This is a genomic window from Streptomyces sp. NPDC031132 (assembly GCF_055570595.1).
Genome location: NZ_JBVIGX010000009.1, coordinates 262,022 through 279,948, shown reverse-complemented (window position 1 = coordinate 279,948; position 17,927 = coordinate 262,022). Strand labels below are relative to the sequence as shown.

The following is a 17,927-nucleotide window of genomic DNA, read 5'->3' as shown; positions in this document are numbered from 1 at the left end:
CCGGAAGCCACGCCGGAGGCGAACTCCTACGTGCCCCCGAAGTGGCGGACCGAGCCCCGTTTCCCCGACGGGCCCGCCCCCGACCCGGCCGGCTCGCACCACGAGCGGCGCATCCGGAGCTTCCAGCCGCGGCGCAGCCGGGTGACCACCGGGCAGGGCGAAGCCCTGAAGCGGCTCTGGGGCGTCTGGGGCCTCGACATCGACGGGCGTTCCGTCATCGACCTCGAGAAGATGTTCGACGGGCTTCCCGTCGTCCTCGAGATCGGCTTCGGGATGGGTGAGGCCACCGCGCAGATGGCCGCCGCCGACCCCACCACCGGGATCCTCGCCGCCGACGTGCACACCCCGGGCCAGGGGAACCTGCTGGCGCTCGCCGAGCGCGGCGGGATGACCAACGTGCGCGTCGCCAACGGCGACGCCATCATCCTGCTCCGCGAGATGCTGCCGCCCGACTCCCTCGCCGGGCTGCGCGTGTACTTCCCGGACCCGTGGCCCAAGGCCCGCCACCACAAGCGGCGGCTGATCCAGCCCGAGTTCCTGGACCTGGCCGCGACCCGCCTCGCCCCCGGCGCCGTACTGCACTGCGCGACCGACTGGGAGCCGTACGCCGAGCAGATGCTCGAAGTGCTCGGCGCGCACCCGGGGTTCGAGAACACCCAGGCGGACGGCGGCTACGCGCCGCGGCCCGACTTCCGGCCGCTCACCCGCTTCGAGGGACAGGGTCTCGACAAGGGGCACGTCGTGCACGATCTGCTCTTCGCCCGCCGCCCCCAGGTTTCCTCGAACGAGTAGAGAACTGCCGTCGTCACTCCGTGTGTCAGAGCGGCTCGCTAGAGTCATCGTGTGTTCCGAGCGCTCCCTGGTGTCCGTACGTGCGTGCTCGCCGTGCTGTCGCTGTCGGGGCTGGCGATCCTCGAACTCGTGCGGGAGCAGACCGGCACCGCGGGGTTCTTCGTCGGCCTCGGGCTGGCCGTGCTGCCGGTGCCGCTGCTCATGGCGGCCTTCCGGTGGCTCGGCCGCGCCGCGCCCTGCCCGTGGGCGCAGCTGCTGTTCTGCTTCGGCTGGGGCGCCTGCACCGCGGCCCTGATCGCGATACTGGCCAACAACTTCGCCACGGAGTGGATAACGGCGGCGACGGCCGACGCCTCCGCCGCCGACCGGCTCGGCTCGGTGGCGGTCGCCCCGGTGGTGGAGGAGAGCGCCAAGGCCGCGGCCCTGCTGCTGGTGTTCGTGTTCCGAAGACGCCAGTTCACCGGCCCCGCGGACGGGTTCGTGGTGGCCGGGTTCACCGCCACCGGCTTCGCCTGCACCGAGAACGTCCTCTACCTCGGCAACGCCTTCGGTGAGGACCTGGAGAGCGGCGCCGCCCCGCTGGACTCGGTGACGGCCGCGACCTTCTTCGTACGGGTCGTGGTCTCGCCGTTCGCGCACCCGCTGTTCACGGTGCTCACCGGGCTGGGCTTCGGCGCGGCCGCGCTCGGCGCCGGCCGGCTGCGCCGGATCGGGCTGCCGCTGCTCGGGCTGCTGGCCGCGATGGGCCTGCACGCGCTGTGGAACAGCTCCTCGCGGTTCGGCGAGTACGGGTTCTACGTGGTCTACGGCTCCGTGATGGTCCCGGTGTTCGGGCTGCTGCTGTGGCTGGCCGTGCGGATAAGGCGGCGCCGGCTGTACGCCGTCGCCGGGGAGCTGGCGGTGTACGCGGCCGCGGGCTGGCTGCGGCCGGCGGAGGTGCCGGCCCTGGTGTCGATGCCGGCCCGGTCGCTGGCCCGGGCACTGGCCCGCAGTACCGGGGGCCGGGCGGCGGGCCGGGCGGTCGCCCTGTACGAGGCGGACGCGGCCGCGCTGGCCCTGCTGCGGCACCGGGCCCGGCTGGGCGGACCTGCGCGGGAGCCGGATTTCGCCTGCCGGGAGCGGGAGTTGCTGCGCCGGCTGTGGCTGCGCAAGGCCACGGCGGGGCCCGCCCTGGCCCGGGCGGCGGTCCTGGAGGAGCTCCTTCCGCCGCGGCCGGCCCCCGTGCCGGTACCGGCACCGGCACCGGCCGAGCGGGTCTTCGTACCCGCCTCTAGACGCTCAGACCCTTGGACTCCAGCCACGCCAGCGGGTCCATCGCCGATCCGCCCTTGTGTACTTCCAGGTGGAGATGGGGTCCGGTGACGTTGCCGGTGGCGCCGACGCGGCCGATGGTCTCGCCCGCGCCGACCGAGCCGGAGGTCACCGACATCGAGGACAGGTGGCAGTACCAGATCTCCGTACCGTCCTCGAGCTGGAGCACGATCCGGTAGCCGTACGCCCCGGACCAGCCGGCCGAGGTGATCTTCCCGCCGGCGACGGCCTTGGCGGGGGTGCCGGTCGGGGCGGCGAAGTCGAGGCCGGTGTGGTGGCCGGACGACCACATGGAACCGGCGTCACCGAAGTGCGAGGTGAGGGTGTAGGCGGAGGTGGGGAGGGAGTAGCTGCCGGCGAGCTTGGCGATCCGCTCCTGCTCGGCCTTGGCCTCGGCGGCCTCCTTGGCCTCCTTCTCGGCGGCCACGCGGGCGTCCTCGGCCTGTTTCTGGGCGGCCTCCCGCTGGGCCTTGGCCTCCGCGGCGGCGGCCTCCTGCGCGGCGCGTTCGACCTGCGCCCGGGTCTGGGCCTCGGCGGCGCTCTCCTGGGACTCGGCCTGCTGGAGGATGCGGCCCACCAGGGTCGCGCCGGCGTCGGTGTGCCCGGCGGCCTGCTGCGCGATGATGCCGGTCGGCTTGGTGGCGACCTCGGCGCCCGCCGCGGGGCCATCGGCGTCCGCCTGCCGCCCGTCGCCGCCGCCCAGCCCGAAGTCGGGCAACGAGGGTATGGAGATGGCGACTTGGGGCCGGTCCTGCGCGGTGGCGATGCCGCTCGCGCCGACCGCCGCGATGACGCCGACGCCGAGCACGGTGGAGCTGCGGGCGAGTCCCCCGCGCTGCTTGACGACCCGGTGCTTGCCTCGGGGCGGGCGGGCGGAGTCCTCGGTGGGGTTCCATTCGCCCCACGCGCCCGCAGTGGGCGCTTCCTGGAGCTCGATGCCTTCGGGAGCAGGCGAGTTGGAGGCCACCGGGCCACACTCCTCATGGACACGCACGCGCACGGCGCCGCCTCTTGCGACGGCTGGGACGACCGCGCTGCGTTATCGAAAGGTAATAGACGGAGGGGAGTGATTCCAAGCTGTTGCGATTGATCGTTAACGACAATCAGCCACTCTCCGCGCCGCTTTGGCCACCACTAATGCCACTTAAGCGGATTAACTCGGGCAAAAATAAACCAAGATCCACATCTCTTCGGCCACATCTGCATCTTGACGAGCCGTCATAAACCTTGCGGAGCGCACTTTTTCACTCACACACCGTCACTACGCGACCACGGGTACGGTACGCCGCCGGTCCGGCTGACCCGCCTCCGGCCGGCCCACCGCGAGGAGCGCCATGTCGTCCGTCGCGCCGCCGCCCGTGTGCCGGCGCACATCGCTGCTGAGCGCGCCGAGCAGTTCGCCGGGCCCGGGGAAGACCCGCCCGTTCAGCCGGGCCGCCGGATCGTAGAAGACCCCCGCCGCGTCCCGGGCCTCGGTCAGCCCGTCCGTGTACAGCAGCAGGGTGGCCCCGGTCGGGAAGGCCCACTCCTCGACCCGGTCCGGCCACGCCTCGGCCAGCTCCCCCATGCCGAGCGGCAGCGCCGGCTCCGCCGGGGCGAGGACCACCAGGCGCCCGTCCGCGTACAGCAGCAGCGGCTCGGGGTGGCCCCGGTTGACCAGCCGCAGCACATGGGCCCCCGCCGGGATCTCGCCGAGCACGCAGGTCGTGAACCCCTCCACCGCGTCCAGGCTGTCGCGCCGGGTGCCCTCCCGGGCCAGCGCCCGCTCCAGCCGCTTCGCCAGTCCTTCCAGCGTGGGCTCCGTCTCGGCCGCCTCACGGAAGGCCCCGAGGACCACCGCGACGGCCTCGACCGCCCCCAGCCCCTTGCCCCGTACGTCTCCCACGGCCAGGCGCACCCCGTAGGGGGTGTCCTGGACGGCGTACAGGTCCCCGCCGATGAAGGCGTCGGCCTGCGCGGCCTCGTACCGGGCGCAGACGTGCAGGCCCGCGATGCGCTCGGCGGGCTTCGGCAGCACGGCCCGCTGGGCGGCCTCCGCGATCCCGCGCGCCGAGGCGAGCCGCTCGCCGCTGCGCCGTACGACCCGGTTGATCAGGACGGCGAGAGCGGAGACGGTCACCACGGTCACCAGCTCGGTCAGCGCCTCGACCTTCCAGGTGGTGCCGTTGAGGATGTGCAGCAGGACCACCGCGAGCGAGGCCAGCACACCGGTGAGGACCGTGCCCCGGAGCGAGGACAGCGGGGCGGCGATCAACGGGGCCGCGGAGAAGAAGGGGGACCCCGTGTAGCTGGGCGGGGTCATCACGTCGAAGGCCAGCCCGACGGCGATCAGCACGGCCGGGAGCACCCGGACCACCCTGCGCGCCACGCCGTTGCCGGTACCGTCCGCGTACTCGTCGCCGCCCTGCTGCCCCAGGCCCACCACGCTGCTCTCCTGCCCGGTCCCTCATACGGGTGCGGGCCGCTGCCGCCTCGCCCCTCAAGGCTGGCCGCAGCAGGAGCCGTACGGCGACCCGGCCCGGGCCGATCGGGTGAGGGCGGGCCGGGAACACGACGAAGGCCCGGCTCCCCAAGGGGAACCGGGCCTTCGTACTGAGTAGCGGGGACAGGATTTGAACCTGCGACCTCTGGGTTATGAGCCCAGCGAGCTACCGAGCTGCTCCACCCCGCGTCGGTAAACACAACTCTACGTCATCGCGGGGAGGGCTCACGCCAATTAGCCTCCCGGCCACCCCCGGGGCCCACATATCCGCAGGTCAGAGCCGTACAGAACGTGGAAGACGGCTTCTGTCAGCCGGTGATCAGGCGGAGCAGTGCCAGGGATCCGATGCCGAAGGCGATCGTCAGGTAGAAGTTCCGGGTGCGCCAGGCGAGCAGCAGGGTCGGCACCGCCAGCCAGAGGGCGTAGTTGCCGGGGCCGAGGTCGAGCGTGCCGGCCGGGGCGAACAGCGACGGGGCGAGCAGGGCGGCGATCACCGCGGGCGGCACCTGCCGCAGCCAGACCACGACGGGCCGGGGCAGGGCGGCCGCCGCGAGGAAGAGGGTCGGCACCAGGCGGGGGCCGAAGGTGACGGCCGCCATGCCGGCGATGGTCAGGGCGAGCGTGAGGTCGCTCATCGGCCCGGCACTCCTTCCGTGCTGTGGTCCTGTGCGCCGTGGTCTTGGGTGCCGCGGTCTTGGGTGCCGCGGTCTTGGGCGCCGCGGTCGTCCGTGTCGTCGTCCGCGGCCTCTCCGTGTCCCTCGCGGGGTGCGACGGCCAGGCCGAAGGTGGCCGCGACGGCCGCCGCCACCAGGACGGCCCAGTACTGCAGGCCGAGCAGGGTCAGGCCCACCGCCCCGCCGCCCGCGACGACGGCGACGGCGAGCCCGCGCCGGTCGGCGACGATCCCGGCGGCCAGCAGGGCCATGAACATGGCGGGCAGGGCGTAGTCGAGGCCCAGCGCCTCGACGTCGGTGACCAGGTCCCCGGCCAGCACGCCCGCGAGCGTGCCCGCCACCCAGGAGGCGTGCACGGCGGTGTTGAACGTGAAGACCTCGGCCTTCGGGCGCTGCGCGCGTTCCGCGTACTGGGCGGAGTGCACCGCGAAGGCCTCGTCGGTGAGCTCGTACGCGAAGAGTGCCTGCTCGCGGCGCCGCCATCCGGCGAGCCGGGGGGCGATCGCGGCGGACAGCAGCAGATGGCGCAGGTTGACGACGAAGGTGGTCAGGACGATGGCGTACGGGGCGGCGCCGACGGCCAGCAGCTGGAGGGCCGCGAACTGGGAGGAACCGCCGTACACGAAGGCCGACATGGCGACCATCGCCCACCACGGCAGCCCGGCGGTGTGGCCCAGCACGCCGAACGCGAAGGCCACCGGCACGTAGCCGAGCATCACGGGGACGGCCTGCCCGAAGCCCGCAGCCCAGGCGGCGCGGGCCGGCCGGGTGGCCGGGACCGGGCCGGCCGGGGCGGGGGCGGCCGGTCGGGCGGCCCCCGCCCCGGGGGCCCCGGCCGCGGCGTGGTGCGCCGGGGCCGGGGCGTCGGGCGCTACAGATCGCACTCGAAGGTCCTCTCTCCCAGGGCCGGGCGGAAGCCCACGCCCGTCCAGAGGGCGGTCGCGGCCTCGTTCCCGTCGAGGACGGCGAGGAAGATCCGGTTGACCCCGCGGCGCCGGAAGGCCGCCAGCGTGTCGACCGCCATCACGCGGGCCAGCCCCAGCCTGCGGTGGCCGGGGTCGACCACCGCGTGGCTGATGCTCCCCCGTACGCCGAACGAGCCGGCGAGCAGCGCCGCGACGACCCGGCCCGAGGGGGTGCGGATCACCCGGCACAGGTCGGAGGAGTGGGCGAGGTGCCCGGACAACAGCCCCTCGTCCTCCCATTCGCAGTACGCGGCCTGCGGCGCGGCCCGCAGCAGCTCGATCACCTGCGGAACGTCGGCCCCCTTCATGGCCTCGGACCCCGCGGGAGCGGCGACGGGCGCCGGGGGCTCGTACGGCCCGACCAGTACGTGCGGCTCCTCGAGCGCCAGAGCTGCGGCGCTCATCAGACCAGCGTCTCGTACGGAGAGCCGGGCAGGGAGAAGGAGATGGCGAGGACGTCGCGGTGGCCGCCCTTGTCCTCGGCCGCGCCGAGGCCGGTGACGTGGTGCTTCATCGCGCGGTCCTCGAAGATCAGCGAGTCGAGCGGGGTGAGGAAGGTGCCCTTGGCGAGCGGCTCCTCGTCCCAGGTGAAGACGGTGCTGTGGCCGCCTTCGACGTCGACGCGGGAGATGAGGTGCAGGCCGGCCCACGGGTAGCCGTCCGAGTGGATGCCCTCCGGAACGAGCTCGTTGTACTGGCCGGGGTTGATCTCGATGCGGATCTGGTGGATCTGGCAGACCCAGGCGCGCTCGCGGTACTCGTCCTCGATCGGCAGGTTGTCGAAGTCGTAGCGGACCAGGGCCTGGAAGAGCGGGTTGCGGTAGGTGGCCTCCTCGACGTCGCCGAAGTGGCGCTCGACGCCGCCCACGAAGGCGTTCATGGCCTCGCTCTGGAAGTACGCGACGTGATCGAGCGGCGCGAGCTCGCCGGTGGCGGGCACGTAGGTGAAGTCGCTGTAGCGGCGGGTGCGGACGGCGCGGTCGCCGCCGCCGAAGTGGGTGTCGGGGGTGAGCCGGCCCCAGGAGGCCTGGAGGTCGTCGAAGGCGGCGGCGAGCTCGGGTGACAGCGTCAGGTCGGCGGCCGACACGAGGGCGTAGCGCTGCTCGCGCAGGGTGTCGCGGAGGTCGGGGCCGACGGAGGTGATGGTGTCGGGGGCGGACGTCTGAACAACGGTGGTCACGGCGGTGTTCTCTCTCCGGAGGGGCGGGATGCGGCGGGCGGGCAGGCTCAGCGCAGCCCCAGGGATTCGTACGTGGCGTCGAGCTCGGCGACGTCGAGGCCGGCGGCCTGGCGGACGAGGCGGATGGCCCGGTAGATCTGGTTGACGTGGGCGATGTCGTGGCCGATGACCTTCCGGATCATGACTTCCATCGTTTCGCCGCCCTGCTCGCCGTGGCGGCCGGTGCGCTGCCATTCCTCGGGCGTGAGGGCGGCGAGGAGGGCGACGTTGGAGGCGCGCAGGCCGGTCCAGGCGTCGAGCATCTGGCGGAACGGGAGCCGGGGCAGCGGGGCCCACAGCTGCTCGTCGTAGCCGGGGTAGACGGGGTTGTCCTCGGTGGCCACGAGGCGCCAGCGGAAGCCGTAGACGATGTCGACGTCGAAGAGGTGGCCGACGATGAAGGCTGCGGGCCACTCGCCCGGCTCGGGGACGGTCTCGGCGAGGTCGGTCGGCAGGTCGGCGAAGAGCTGCGCGGCCCAGACGGGGGTCTTGGCGAGCACGTCGAACGCGTCGCGGTCGCCGGCCACGTCGAGGAGCGCGGTGACGTAGGCGGAGGGGTCCTCGGTGGCGGAGGGGATGTCGATGCGGTGGACGTCGGTGGTGGAGGGGGTGGTGCTGATGGTCATGCCGATGTGCCTTTCGGGTGGGCTGGGCCGGTACGGGGACTGCGGATCCGGCGCTGGAAGGGGTCAGGCCGCGTGGGCCGGTTCGGATGTCTTCTCGGTGTCGTCCGCGCCGGTCACCTCCCTGCGGTTGCCGGGGTTGGCGCCGAGGACCAGGAGGGCGCCGAGGGCGGCCACGGCCGCGCAGGCCGTCCAGTGGAGCGGCGGCGAGATGCTGTAGAGGAGGCCGCCGACGGCCGGTCCGAGGGCGCCGCCGAGGGTGTGGGCGATGCCTTCCGCCCCCTGGTAGCGGCCGCGCAGGTGGGCCGGTGAGAACTCGGCGGGGTAGGCGTTGGCGATCGGCGTGTAGACCGTCTCGGCGACCGTCCAGACCACCACCGTCAGCGCGAGCAGCCAGACGGCGTGCATCGTGCCCGTGAGGGCCATGCCGATGCCCAGCAGGGCGAGCCCTGCGGCGATCACGCGGCGCGGGTTGCGGCGCTCGGTGTGCTGGGTGAGCGGGAGTTCGATGACCACGCAGAGCAGGGCGTTGAGGCCGAGCAGCAGGCCGTACACCTTGTTGTCGAAGCCGGCGTCGGTGACGTGCAGCGGGAGGGTCGCGGTGGACTGCCCGTACACGAAGGTCGCGGCGACCATCGAGCCGAGGAAAAGCAGGTAGGGGCGGTCGGAGAGCACCTCGCGGTAGCCCCCCTTGCCCCGGCCCGCGCTCTGCGGGGCGGGTACTTCCACGGGCGGGCGCCCGCCGGGCAGCGTGCACAGCGCGAGCACGCCGAACGCGCAGGAGAACAGCGCGTCGCCGAGGAAGACGTACGTGTACGAGGCCCCGCTGAGCAGGCCGCCGACGAGCGGGCCGACCGCCATGCCCACGTTGATGGCGAGCCGCAGTACGGCGAAGGCCGTCACCCGCTGCTTCTCCGGGACCACGTCGACGAGCAGCGCGCCGGCCGCGGGCCGGTACAGCTGGGCGAAGACGCCGACGAGCCCGACCAGCGCGGTGGTCGCGAACAGCCCGTCGGCCAGCGGGACGAGGGCGGTGGCGGCGCTGCTGCCGAACATCGACACCGCGATGGCGGTGCGCCGGCCGAAGCGGTCGGCGACCGTGCCGCCCACGGCGTTTCCGATGAAGGCGCCGACCCCGACCACGCCGAGGGCCACGCCGGCCTGGAATGCGGAGAATCCCTGGGCGACCAGGAACAGCACCAGGAATACGTTCAGGAAATTGCCGAATTTGATGAGGAACATTCCGGAGAAGATCACCCAGGCGCTTCTGGGCAGGTCTTGCAATCGTCGGCGCAAGGGGTCCTCGCCGGCCATGGGGGGCTCCTTCTCGATCGGGGGGCGCATCACGGATGAGGTGGCGTCCACCATGAAACCCGCCGGTCAAGGCCCTGCCCAGGGCTGAGTGCTGGCACAAAAGAGGCTGGCACTTTCTTGCCCGGGCGCCCGGAAACGCCCGTTCCAAGATCGCCGCCGGTCCGCCCCCTGCGTCATTCGTGCCGGGCATGCTTGTGCCAGCCGGAATCCATTTCCCGGCCCGGAATTCTGCTGCAGAGTTCTGGCCATGACCGAACACAAGCTTCTCGTCGTCGGCGGACGGATACAGACGCTGCGCAAGGCGGCGGCTCTCGGAATCCGCTTCGTGCTGATCCAGCACAAGGACCAGTTCGTGCCCGAGGCCGCCGCGCTCGCCGAGGCCGTCCTCATCGCGGACTACACCGACTGGGACGTCACCCGTCCGCTGGTCGAGGCCGCGCAGCAGGCGTACGGCTTCACCCGGGTCGCCTCGATCACCGAGCCGGGCCTGGTCCCGGCCGGCCGGATCAGCGACCACCTGGGGCTCGGCAACACCTCCGAGGAGGTCGCCGAACTGCTGCGCGACAAGCACGCGATGCGCCGCCACCTGGCCGCGTCCCCCTCCCCCGAGGTGCGGGCCCTGTCGGTGGCCGCCGCCGAGGTCGACGGGGCCGGGGCGCTGACCGCCTTCGGCGCCGAGCACGGCTACCCGTTCGTGCTCAAGCCCGTCGACGCCACCGCCAGCCTGGGCGTCGTACGGATCGACGGGCCGGAGCAGGCCGCCGAGGCCTGGGCCGGGGTGGAGGCCCTGCGGGCCCGCACCGACCTGCAGTGGGGTTCGTTCTTCACCATCGGCCGCTTCATCGCTGAGCAGTACATCCCCGGACCCGAATACAGCGTCGAGAGCTTCTCGTTCGCCGGGCGCCACATCGTCCTCGCGGTGACCGAGAAGCTCACCGGCGGCGGGTTCATCGAGCTCGGGCACGCCCTGCCGGCCCGCCTCGACCCGGCGGACGAGCGGCGCATCGAGGAGGCCGTCGCCCGCTTCCTGGACGCGATGGGCCTCACCGACGGAGCCGCCCACACCGAGCTGCGGCTGTCCCCGGCGGGCCCGCAGATCATCGAGAGCCACAACCGCATGGGCGGCGACCGGATCTTCGACCTGCTGAACTCCGCCTACGGCATCGACCTCGAAGAGTGGATCGTGGCCTGGCAGTTCGGGCTGATCCCGGCGCTCACCCAGCGCCCCGTCCCCCGCCACGCGGCGGCCACCCGCTTCCTGTCCGCCGAGCCGGGCACGGTCGTGGAGATCCAGGGCGCGGACGAGGCCAGGGCCCTGCCCGACGTCATCGACGTGGAGACCGGCGTGCGGCCCGGCGACACCGTCGGGGAGCTGCGCGGCAACTGGGACCGGGTCGGCCAGGTGCTCGTCACCGGGGCGGACACCGAGGCCGCCGTCGCCACCGCCGAGCGGCTCACCGAGAAGGTCACCGTCGTCACCACCCCCACCCCGCACGCCTCCAACGGAAAGACCGCGTCATGAAGATCCTGCTGATCATGCGGAACACGTACGCGTGGCACCGCGAGCACATCGAGACCCTGGAGCGGATGGGTCTGGAGATCCACCTGGCGACCCGGGTCGCGCAGGCCGCGGACGACGGCCGGTTCGCGAACGTCGTGCCGGTCCCGGAGGAGCTGGAGGGCACGGAGCTTGCCGAGTTCTGCGCCGCCGCCGCCCGCCGGCTCGGCATCGCCTCGGCGATCACCTTCTACGACAGCGACATCGCCGTCACCTCCAAGGTCAACCAGCTGCTCGGGCACGCCTGGCCGCGCCCCGAGGCCGACCTGATCTCCCGCGACAAGCAGCTCCAGCGGTCCTTCCTGGAGCGGCACGGGCTGCCGGGCCCGCAGTTCGCCGGCGTCGACAGCGTCGAGGCGGGTCTCGCCGCCGCGGAGGCCTTCACGTACCCGTTCATCGTCAAGCCGAGCGCACTGGCCGCGAGCATCGGTGTCAGCCTGGTCCGCGACCGCGCCGAGCTGGAGCGGGCGCTGACGGACGTGGCCCGTCTCGCCGAGGAGTGGGGCGGCTACTTCCCCAGCGACGGCCCCGAGATCGCGCTGCTGGAGGAGTTCCTCCCGGGCAAGGAGGTCACCCTCGACGGGGTGGTCCTGGACGGGACGTTCCACCTGGTGGGCGTCACCAACAAGATGCAGATGCCGGGCCCGTACTTCGAGGAGGACTTCTACACCCTCCCGTTCCGCACCCCGGAGGAGGAGCCGGAGCTGGTCGCGGTCGCCGAGGGCATCGCGGCGGGCCTGGGCGTACGCCACTGCCTGTTCAACGCCGAGTTCCGGCAGGACTCCGAGGGCCGCTACCGGGTCGTGGAGTTCGCCACCCGGATGAGCGGCGGCCAGAACTACCGCAACCTGCGCGAGGTCCACGGCATCGACGCGGTCCGCCTCTACGCCAAGGCCGTGCTCGCCGGGGAGGACGCGGACGCGCTCGCCGCGCTCTTGGACGGCGAGGTGCTCCGGGCCGCGGCCCCCCGCGCCGCCACCTGCATCAAGTTCGCGTACCGGACCGGGACCCTCGTCCGCAACAACCCCGGCGACGCGACGCACTCCCCGTACTTCCGCTCGTACATCCCCGCCTCGAAGCCGGGCGACCGGCTGCGGCGCGCCCCCGAGGGCTGGTACGAGATCGCCGGCTCGCTCGCGGTGGCCGCTCCCTACCGGAGTCCCGCGGACATCGACCGGGTGGAGCGGATCGCCGCCGACCTCGACGAGCGGCTCGACGTGATCGTCGTGCCGGCCTGACCCGCTGCGCCCCCCGGCGCGATGTTTCACGTGAAACATCGCCCAACGGCCCTGTCCAGAGCGCTGTTTCACGTGAAACATCGCCCGGCGTCCTTCACTCCCCACTCCACCGACCGCGGAAAGAGCCCCACGTGCACGCCAACGACCCCGTGTTCCGGATGGGAATCACGGAGCCCACCGCCATCGACCCCTACAAGGCCCAGGAAGGGGAGGGCATCCTCGTCTGCAAGGCCCTGTTCACCGGGCTCCTCGCCCTCGACGAGGACGGGGTCCTGATCCCGGCCACCGCCCGGTCCTGGGAGAGCGACCCGACCGCCACGACCTGGACCTTCACCCTGCACGCCGGCACGGTGTTCAGCAACGGCGAGCCGGTCACCGCGCACAGCTTCGTGCGCGGCTGGGCGCGGGCGCTGGACCCCGAGGCCAACACGGAGACCGCGTACCACCTGGCGGGCGTGCGCTCCTTCACCGCGGTCGACGACACCACGCTGGTGGTCGAGCTGTCCGAGCCCGACGTGCAGTTCGACCTGAAGACCCTCCAGCCGATCTTCAGCCCGGTCCCGGAGTGCGCCGGACCGGCCCTGAACCCGGCGTACAACGACCTCCCGGTCGGCAACGGCCCGTTCAAGATGGCCGGCCCCTGGGAGCACGGGGCGGCGATCCGGCTGGAGCGCAACGACCTGTGGGCGGGGCCCGCGCCCGAGGTGCGCGAGGTGCACATCGACATCCTCGACGCGGTGACCGGTCTGGACGACGAGTACGAGCGCTTCCTGACCGGCGACTACGACTACGCCCGGATCCCCCCGGCGCGCACCGCCGAGGCGGCCGCCCTGGACGGCTTCCTCGAGCAGGAGGGCGCCGGCCTCTTCTACCTGATCCCGTTCTGCCACCAGGCGCCGATGGACTCGCTGGACGCCCGCCGGGCCCTGTCGGCGGCCATCGACCGGCAGGGGCTGATCGACACGTACTTCCAGGGGCGGCGCAGCGCGGCCCACTCCCTGCTGTCCCCCTGGTTCGGCAAGGCCCACACCCCGCTCGCCGAGCTGTCCGCCGACCCTGAAGGCAGCTGGTCGGCGTACGACCCGGAGCGGGCCCGTGCGGCGGCCCTGCGCGCGGGCCTGGGGCCCGGCAGCCGCGTCGAGTTCGCGTACAACACCGGCGCCGGCCACGACGACTGGGTCAAGGCGCTGGCCCACGGCCTGGAGGACGTCCTGGGCTGGCGGGTCGAGCTGCTGCGCACCGACGCCCGCGGGCTGGTCGACCACCGCACGTCGATCGCGGCGACCGGGTTCTGCCGGGCCGGCTGGGCCTGCGACTACCCGACCCCCGACAACATGCTCTTCCCGCTGCTGCACTCCTCGTGCACGGCGCCCGACGCCGAGGGCACGGCCCACGGCGACAACGAAGGCCGCTACGTGAACCCGGAGTTCGACGCCCTCGTGGCGCGCGCCCGGGCGTCGACCGATCCGGCCGAGCGCGCCGACGCCTGGCGCCGCGCGGACCGTACCGCGATGGCGGACCTGGCGCTGATCCCGCTCTGGTACCGGACCGACCAGCGGGTCCACGCCGCCGGCCGGATCACCGGCCTGCGCATCGACTTCGACGGAAACCCCACCCTCACCACTGTCAAGGCAAGGAAGACCACCCGATGAGTGCGAGCACGACTCCCGTCTACGACATCCTCGGCATCGGCTTCGGCCCGGCGAACCTGGCCCTTGCCATCGCCCTGGAGGAGCGCGAGTCGCCCCTGACGGCCCGCTTCCTGGAGGCCCGCCCGAGCCCCGAGTGGCAGCCGGGGATGCTCCTGGACGGCTCCGACATCCAGAACCACCCCAGCCGCGACCTGGTGACCCTGCGCAACCCGCGCAGCCGCTACACCTTCCTGAACTACCTGCACGAGCAGGGCCGGCTGCTGCGCCACCTCAACCTCCCCTCGGAGTTCCCGCTCCGCAAGGAGTACGCGGGCTACATCCGCTGGGCCGCCGGCTTCTTCTCGCACCTGGTCGACTGCAACCAGCGGGCCGCCCGCGTCGAGATCGTCGAGGAGTCCGGCGAGCGCCTCTACGAGGTCACCACCATGTCGGGCAGCCGCTACCTGGGCCGCACCCTGGTGATGGGCCCGGGCCGCACCCCGTACGTGCCGGCCCCGTACGACACGCTGCGCACCCCGCGGATCTTCCACCTGACCCAGTACCTGCCGAAGCTGGCGGAGCTGACCGGCGAGGGCCGCGCCCCGGAGTCGGTGGCCGTCATCGGCGGCAGCCAGAGCGCCGTCGAGCTCGCCCTCGACCTGCACCGCCGCTTCCCGCGCACCAAGGTCACCACGTACACGCGCTCGCACTCGCTGCGCCTGAAGGACACCAGCCCGTTCAGCGAGGAGGGCTACTTCCCCGAGTTCACCGAGTACTACTTCCGGGCCTCCCGGGAGGGCAAGAAGGCCCTCGACGCCTACATGCACGGCACGAACTACTCCTCCGCCGACGGCGACGTGCTGCGCGATCTCTACATGACCATCTACGAGCAGGAGCTCGACGGAGACCAGAAGGTGTTCGTCCGCGGCAACCACGAGGCCGTGGGCGTGGCCCCGGAGACCGGGGACCGGATCGCCCTGGACTTCGTCGAGCGCACCACCGGCGAGCGGATCAGCGAAACCGTGGACTTCGCGGTCCTCGCCACCGGCTTCCGCAACATGGGCCCCGGCCCGCACGAGGAGCTGTGCCCGCCGCTGATGGCCCCGCTCGCGAAGCTGTTCGCCACCGAGCCGGACGGGCGCCTGCAGGTGTCCGCCGACTACGCGCTCGAACCGGTCGCCGACGGGACGCCGCCGCTCTTCCTGAACGGCCTGTGCGAGTCCAGCCACGGCATCGGCGACGCGGGCTCCTTCAGCCTCCTGTCGCTGCGCGCCGCGACCCTCACCGACGCCCTGACCGCCCGCCTGACCGCCGCCGCCACCGACCGCAGCGCCGTACTCGCCGCCGCCTGAACCGGAAGGGTCCACGTTTCCCATGACCGCCACGATCGACACCCCGGTCTCGGCCCCGCGCGTCTACAGCGCCCCCGTGATCACCGGCCCGCTGCCCGGGCCGCTCAGCGCCGAGCTGCTGGACCGCCAGGCCGGCCGGGAGTCCAACTCCCGCTCCTATCCGCGCAAACTGCCGATGGCGATCCGCCGCGGCAAGGGCTCCTACGTCGAGGACCTCGACGGGAACGTCTTCCTCGACTTCCTCAGCGGCGCCGGGGTGCTGTCCCTGGGCCACAACCACCCCGAGCCGCTCGCCGCCGCGCACCGCCAGCTGGACGAGTTCGTGCACGGCCTGGACTTCCCCACGCCGGTCAAGGACGAGTTCACGGACCTGACCATCGGGATGCTGCCGGAGCCGATGCGGGAGCGCACCCGGATCCACTTCTGCGGGCCGACCGGCGCCAACGCCGTCGACGCCGCCCTGAAGCTGTGCAAGACCGCCACCGGCCGCGAGGAGATCATCACCTTCCAGGGCGGGTTCCACGGGGCGACCCTGGCCGCGCTGAGCGTCACCGGCCTCGTCGAGCAGAAGGAGCCGGTCCGCGGCCGGATGCCGGGCGTGCACTTCTTCCCGTACTCCAACTGCCACAACTGCCCGCTCGGCCTCAAGCGGGACAACTGCCAGGTCAACTGCGCCGCGTTCCTGGAGAAGGCGCTGACCGACGTCAACGGCGGGATCACCCTGCCCGCCGCCGTGATCATGGAGCTGGTGCAGGGCGAGGGCGGCGTCATCCCGGCCGAGGTCGAGTTCGTCCAGCGGATCCGCGAGGTCACCCGGCGCCTGGGGATCCCGCTCATCGTCGACGAGGTGCAGAGCGGCTGCGGCCGTACCGGCACCTGGTTCGCCTTCGAGCAGTACGGCATCGAGCCCGATGTCGTGTGCGCCTCCAAGGCCCTGTCCGGCATGGGCCTGCCGGCCTCCGTGATCCTCTACGACGAGAAGCTGGACGTCTGGAGGCCCGGCGCCCACTCCGGCACCTTCCGCGGCAACCAGCCCGCGTTCGCCGCCGGTGTCGCCACCATGAAGGTCGTCAAGCGCGAGCGCGTCCTGGAGAACGTCCGGGCCCGCGCCGACCAGCTGATGGTCCACCTCCAGGGACTGCGCGAGCTCACCCCGTACGTGGCCGACGTACGCGGCCTCGGCCTGATGACCGGCGTCGAGCTGACCGACCCGCAGACCGGGCTGCCCGCCGACCGGCTGGCCAAGCGCGTCCAGTGGGAGGCGGTCAGCCGCGGCCTGATCATCGAGCTCGGCGGCCGCGACGACTGCGTCGTGCGCATGCTGCCGCCGCTGAACTGCTCGGCCCGGGAGATCGACCAGGCCGGCCGGATCATCCGCGAGTCCCTGACCGCCGCACTGGCCGCGCTCGGCCTGCCGACGGGCGGTGCCCGATGACGACGCACGACACCTCCGTCCAGGACCTGGTGGTCGCGGGCTTCGGCCCCTCCGGGATCGCCCTCGCCGCCGCCGTCGAGGACCACGACGACGCCACCGGCGCGGCCACCGGCGCCGCCCCACTGGCCGCGCGCTACCTGGAGAAGGCCGCCGACTCCGCGTGGCAGCCCAACCTGGTACTGCCCGGCACCGACATCCAGCACCACTTCCTGCGCGACTTCGCCACCCCGCGTGACGCCCGCTCCCGCTTCACCTTCCCCCACTACCTCCAGCAGAGCAGCCGCTTCTACCCGTTCACGCTGATGGGCGGCTACGTCAGCCGCCTGGAGTGGTCGCACTACGTGCAGTGGGCCGCCGGCCAGGTCCGCGGCGCCGTCGACTACCACCGCGAGGTGCTGAGCGTCGAGCCCGTCACCGGCGCCGACGGCCGCGTCCGCACCGCCCGCGTGCTGTCCCGTGACACCCGCGACGGCTCCCTGCACACGGTGGAGGGCCGCAACATCGCGCTGGCCACCGGCCACGAGGCGTACGTACCCGAGCTGTTCCGGCCCCACCTGGGCGAGCGGGTCTTCCACGCCTCGAAGCTGCTGCCGGCCCTGGCCGCCCTCGGCGACCGGCCGCTGCGCAGCATCGCCGTCATCGGGGCCGGACAGACCGCGGGCGAGATCGTCCTGCACCTGGCCGCGCAGCACCCGGACGCCGACATCCACTCGGTGGTCCGCCACGCGGGCTTCCGGATGTACGAGCTCGGCCACTTCAGCAACGAGGTGTACTTCCCCGACGAGACCGACTACTTCTACGGGCTCGAAGGGGAGCAGCGCGAACGCGCCCTGGACCAGGCCCGGGCCACCAACTACGCGGCCGTGGACCCCGACGTGTCCACCGCCCTCTACCAGGCGGTCTACCAGGACCGGTTCACCGGCCGCCAGCGCCTGCACATGCACAAGCGCACCGAGGTCACCGCCGTCGACGAAGCCCCGGACGGGCGGGTGCTGCTGCGCACCGCGGAGGTGTTCACCGGCGAGAGCGGCCTGATCGAGGCCGACGCGGTGATCGTCTGCACCGGCTACCGCGAGGCCGCCCTGCCCCGCCAGCTCGCCGCGTTCGTCCCCCACCTGCGCCTCGACGCGCAGGGCCGGCCCGAGGTCACCCGCGCCTACCGCGCCCTGACCACGGACGACTGCGAGGTCGGGATCTACCTCGACGGGCTCACCGAGTGGCGGCACGGCATCGGCAGCGCCACCTCCTTCAGCCAGATGGCCGCCAAGGCCGACACCATCCACCGCGACCTGCGCGCCCGCCTGCGCCAGCCCGTCGCCGCCTGATTGGACCC

The 17,927-nt window shown here is 72.6% G+C and carries 16 protein-coding genes and 1 tRNA gene; 8 read left to right on the top strand and 9 right to left on the bottom strand.

From position 1 onward, the window contains the following. Positions 1-30 precede the first annotated feature (30 nt). Both trmB and ACZ49B_RS16880 read left to right on the top strand, forming a co-directional pair. Positions 31-792 (top strand): tRNA (guanosine(46)-N7)-methyltransferase TrmB, encoded by a 762-nt coding sequence (gene trmB / locus ACZ49B_RS16885; RefSeq protein WP_468306175.1) that lies wholly within the window; start codon positions 31-33, stop codon positions 790-792. 51 nt (positions 793-843) lie between these two features. Beyond that, positions 844-2,154 carry a PrsW family intramembrane metalloprotease gene (locus tag ACZ49B_RS16880; RefSeq protein WP_468306103.1) on the top strand — a complete coding sequence of 437 codons (1,311 nt, stop codon included), beginning with the start codon at positions 844-846 and terminating at the stop codon, positions 2,152-2,154. Here the strand turns inward: ACZ49B_RS16880 and ACZ49B_RS16875 are convergent. From ACZ49B_RS16875 to ACZ49B_RS16835, 9 genes are all read right to left on the bottom strand, one after another. Further along, complete coding sequence (locus ACZ49B_RS16875; protein ID WP_468306101.1) at positions 2,063-3,070, bottom strand: M23 family metallopeptidase; 1,008 nt, start codon at positions 3,068-3,070, stop codon at positions 2,063-2,065. The two genes, ACZ49B_RS16880 and ACZ49B_RS16875, sit on opposite strands and share 92 nt — an antisense overlap. A gap of 294 nt (positions 3,071-3,364) precedes the next feature. Further along, complete coding sequence (locus ACZ49B_RS16870; RefSeq protein WP_468306172.1) at positions 3,365-4,525, bottom strand: PP2C family protein-serine/threonine phosphatase; 1,161 nt, start codon at positions 4,523-4,525, stop codon at positions 3,365-3,367. A gap of 175 nt (positions 4,526-4,700) precedes the next feature. Next, a tRNA-Met gene (locus ACZ49B_RS16865) sits at positions 4,701-4,774 on the bottom strand. 119 nt (positions 4,775-4,893) lie between these two features. Continuing rightward, on the bottom strand, positions 4,894-5,220 hold the full coding sequence (locus ACZ49B_RS16860; RefSeq protein WP_266627917.1) for an AzlD domain-containing protein: 327 nt from the start codon (positions 5,218-5,220) through the stop codon (positions 4,894-4,896). Further along, positions 5,217-6,143: an AzlC family ABC transporter permease gene (locus tag ACZ49B_RS16855; protein WP_468306098.1), complete on the bottom strand. Its 927-nt coding sequence runs from the start codon at positions 6,141-6,143 to the stop codon at positions 5,217-5,219. Before ACZ49B_RS16855 ends, ACZ49B_RS16860 begins: the two co-directional genes overlap by 4 nt. Continuing rightward, positions 6,131-6,628 carry a GNAT family N-acetyltransferase gene (locus ACZ49B_RS16850; protein ID WP_468306095.1) on the bottom strand — a complete coding sequence of 166 codons (498 nt, stop codon included), beginning with the start codon at positions 6,626-6,628 and terminating at the stop codon, positions 6,131-6,133. Before ACZ49B_RS16850 ends, ACZ49B_RS16855 begins: the two co-directional genes overlap by 13 nt. Beyond that, positions 6,628-7,404: a 2OG-Fe dioxygenase family protein gene (locus ACZ49B_RS16845; protein ID WP_468306093.1), complete on the bottom strand. Its 777-nt coding sequence runs from the start codon at positions 7,402-7,404 to the stop codon at positions 6,628-6,630. The genes ACZ49B_RS16850 and ACZ49B_RS16845 overlap by 1 nt, the downstream gene beginning before the upstream one ends. Positions 7,405-7,451: 47 nt before the next feature. Next, on the bottom strand, positions 7,452-8,069 hold the full coding sequence (locus ACZ49B_RS16840) for a DinB family protein (RefSeq protein WP_468306090.1): 618 nt from the start codon (positions 8,067-8,069) through the stop codon (positions 7,452-7,454). A gap of 63 nt (positions 8,070-8,132) precedes the next feature. Beyond that, positions 8,133-9,380 (bottom strand): MDR family MFS transporter, encoded by a 1,248-nt coding sequence (locus ACZ49B_RS16835; RefSeq protein WP_468306088.1) that lies wholly within the window; start codon positions 9,378-9,380, stop codon positions 8,133-8,135. A gap of 247 nt (positions 9,381-9,627) precedes the next feature. Here ACZ49B_RS16835 and ACZ49B_RS16830 point away from each other — a divergent pair, with 247 nt between their 5' ends. From ACZ49B_RS16830 to ACZ49B_RS16805, 6 genes are all read left to right on the top strand, one after another. Continuing rightward, positions 9,628-10,902: an ATP-grasp domain-containing protein gene (locus tag ACZ49B_RS16830; protein WP_468306085.1), complete on the top strand. Its 1,275-nt coding sequence runs from the start codon at positions 9,628-9,630 to the stop codon at positions 10,900-10,902. Continuing rightward, positions 10,899-12,176, top strand: a complete 1,278-nt coding sequence (locus ACZ49B_RS16825) for an ATP-grasp domain-containing protein (RefSeq protein WP_468306083.1) — start codon at positions 10,899-10,901, stop codon at positions 12,174-12,176. Before ACZ49B_RS16830 ends, ACZ49B_RS16825 begins: the two co-directional genes overlap by 4 nt. A 131-nt stretch (positions 12,177-12,307) precedes the next feature. After that, positions 12,308-13,828: an ABC transporter substrate-binding protein gene (locus ACZ49B_RS16820; RefSeq protein WP_468306081.1), complete on the top strand. Its 1,521-nt coding sequence runs from the start codon at positions 12,308-12,310 to the stop codon at positions 13,826-13,828. After that, positions 13,825-15,159 (top strand): lysine N(6)-hydroxylase/L-ornithine N(5)-oxygenase family protein, encoded by a 1,335-nt coding sequence (locus ACZ49B_RS16815; protein WP_468306078.1) that lies wholly within the window; start codon positions 13,825-13,827, stop codon positions 15,157-15,159. Before ACZ49B_RS16820 ends, ACZ49B_RS16815 begins: the two co-directional genes overlap by 4 nt. A gap of 22 nt (positions 15,160-15,181) precedes the next feature. Then, a complete protein-coding gene (locus ACZ49B_RS16810) occupies positions 15,182-16,594 on the top strand; it encodes a diaminobutyrate--2-oxoglutarate transaminase family protein (protein ID WP_468306075.1) in 1,413 nt (470 codons plus the stop codon). Then, positions 16,591-17,919 carry a SidA/IucD/PvdA family monooxygenase gene (locus tag ACZ49B_RS16805; RefSeq protein WP_468306072.1) on the top strand — a complete coding sequence of 443 codons (1,329 nt, stop codon included), beginning with the start codon at positions 16,591-16,593 and terminating at the stop codon, positions 17,917-17,919. The genes ACZ49B_RS16810 and ACZ49B_RS16805 overlap by 4 nt, the downstream gene beginning before the upstream one ends. Positions 17,920-17,927: the final 8 nt, after the last annotated feature.

What these genes read in the sequence shown, in the direction of transcription:
- ACZ49B_RS16815 (WP_468306078.1), top strand. Translation starts at nt 13,825, where the DNA reads ATGAGTGCGAGCACGACTCCCGTCTACGACATCCTCGGCATCGGCTTC.
- ACZ49B_RS16810 (WP_468306075.1), top strand. Translation starts at nt 15,182, where the DNA reads ATGACCGCCACGATCGACACCCCGGTCTCGGCCCCGCGCGTCTACAGC.
- ACZ49B_RS16850 (WP_468306095.1), bottom strand. Translation starts at nt 6,628, where the DNA reads ATGAGCGCCGCAGCTCTGGCGCTCGAGGAGCCGCACGTACTGGTCGGG.
- ACZ49B_RS16805 (WP_468306072.1), top strand. Translation starts at nt 16,591, where the DNA reads ATGACGACGCACGACACCTCCGTCCAGGACCTGGTGGTCGCGGGCTTC.
- ACZ49B_RS16825 (WP_468306083.1), top strand. Translation starts at nt 10,899, where the DNA reads ATGAAGATCCTGCTGATCATGCGGAACACGTACGCGTGGCACCGCGAG.
- ACZ49B_RS16830 (WP_468306085.1), top strand. Translation starts at nt 9,628, where the DNA reads ATGACCGAACACAAGCTTCTCGTCGTCGGCGGACGGATACAGACGCTG.
- ACZ49B_RS16840 (WP_468306090.1), bottom strand. Translation starts at nt 8,069, where the DNA reads ATGACCATCAGCACCACCCCCTCCACCACCGACGTCCACCGCATCGAC.
- ACZ49B_RS16860 (WP_266627917.1), bottom strand. Translation starts at nt 5,220, where the DNA reads ATGAGCGACCTCACGCTCGCCCTGACCATCGCCGGCATGGCGGCCGTC.
- ACZ49B_RS16835 (WP_468306088.1), bottom strand. Translation starts at nt 9,380, where the DNA reads ATGGCCGGCGAGGACCCCTTGCGCCGACGATTGCAAGACCTGCCCAGA.